Origin of the sequence: Gordonia sp. (in: high G+C Gram-positive bacteria) (assembly GCF_049299075.1) — a bacterium.
Lineage (GTDB): Bacteria > Actinomycetota > Actinomycetes > Mycobacteriales > Mycobacteriaceae > Gordonia.
This window is the reverse complement of the sequence record NZ_JBAQWU010000027.1, coordinates 1-1,562: the sequence shown is the minus strand read 5'-3', so window position 1 is coordinate 1,562 and position 1,562 is coordinate 1. Positions and strand designations below refer to the sequence as shown.

Annotated in this window: 2 protein-coding genes; both read left to right on the top strand. The window is 69.4% G+C overall.

Annotation, left to right across the window (positions count from 1 at the left end):
• Positions 1–647: hypothetical protein (locus tag WAW85_RS00985; RefSeq protein ID WP_422557804.1), on the top strand; the 647-nt coding region annotated here is incomplete at its 5' end.
• A gap of 132 nt (positions 648–779) precedes the next feature.
• A complete protein-coding gene (locus WAW85_RS00980) occupies positions 780–1,391 on the top strand; it encodes a TetR/AcrR family transcriptional regulator (RefSeq protein ID WP_422557803.1) in 612 nt (203 codons plus the stop codon).
• Positions 1,392–1,562: the final 171 nt, after the last annotated feature.

Sequence of the window (1,562 nt, the reverse complement as noted above, 5' to 3'; positions counted from 1 at the left end):
ATGGCCCGACGGGCGGCCCGGGTGATGGGCCCGGTGATGGCCCCGGTGACGGGCAGGGCGATGAGCCGGATCCAGTCGCTCCGGGTCGCCTCGACTTCTTCGCGGCCAGCCACCGAGTCGCCTACGGGTCGCGCCCTGCGGTGGTGGGGACCCTGCTGGATCGCTCCGGCGCCCCGCTGCCCGATCGCAGGCTCTCGCTGCTGATCCATACCGACGAGGGGTGGCGCGTCGTCGCTCGGGTGCGCACCGATGCTGCCGGTCAGGGTCGCGCCAAGACGCTGCCGGTGAATGGCCTCGCGCGCTACCGCTGGCGCACCCCAGGCGGCGTACGCAGTGCACCGTGGCGGATGCGGGTTCAGGCGGTGATCCGGGCCGAGGTCGACTCGTCGGGCGCCCTCGTGCTGCTGACAACCGGCGCCGCCCCGGGCGACACCGTGGAGATCTGGACGCGCCTCGGCGGGGAACGCACCCGGGTGGCCACTGCACCGGTGGCTCCGGGCGGCACGGTGCGGATCACCCTGCCCCCCGTGCGTCGCGACCGGGCCTATGTCGCGGTGCTGCTCCCGTCGCCCGATCACACCTCCGCACGCACCCGGTTCGTCATCCCGGGGACCGCCAAACCCGTTGCGCCGGAGCCCTCGGAGTGAGGATCGTTCCGACGTTACGCCCCGATTTTTCGGTTCTCCTGTGAACTGGATGCCGTGAGGAGTAAGTTCTGGGAGGTGCCAACCGTTCCCCAGCCACGGCGCGGCCGCCCCCCGAAGCACAGCAAGCCCCTCTTGCTAGACGTTGCCTCCCAGGCTCTGATCAAGCGCGGATATGCCAATCTGCGTTATCGAGATGTCGCCGAAGAGGCCGGGGTGCCGATCGCAAGCCTGCAACACTATTTCCCAAATTTGGCGACCCTGCGTCGCGAGGCCCTCATGCACCGAGTGCTTGCCGAGGCCAACGTGATCGAAGAGGTCGCCGAATCCATCCAGGACCCCTGGATCCGACTGTCCTATGTCATGGTCGAGTCGGTCGCTTTGGACCCCACCACCCGCCGCGAGGAGTGGCTCGTGTGGCTGGAGTTCTGGCGCGCCGCCGCCCATGACGCGGCCCTGCGTGAGCAGACCGATCACTCCCAGATGGAGTTCCGTGCGCTGATCGCGCGGACGATCGAGTACGGCGTGGAGGCCGGCGCGTTCCGCGCGGTGGCGGACCTCGCCGATATCTCGGCCGAGTTGCTGTTCCTGATCGACGGGATCGGTCTCCGGCTCGCCATCGAGGACAGCCAAGAGACGGCCGAATATGGACTGCGGATCATCGAGAACCGGCTCCGCACCCTCCTGGCGATCGACCCGTCCGCGCCGAGCTTCGAAGAAGTCGCGGGTCTAGGCGCTCGGGTCTGAGCCGGCTAGGCGCCGGCTCCCCCCTAGTCGGTGCCAGCTTTGGTGTCAGAGTCCCGCGTCAGTGTCCCGCGGCAGCGTGTGTGGCGCGGGGAAGAGCCTGTTGCCCGCGCGCGGAGAGCGCCGCGCCGACGATGCCTGCGGTGTTGCGCAACGCCGCAGGCACGATCGGGG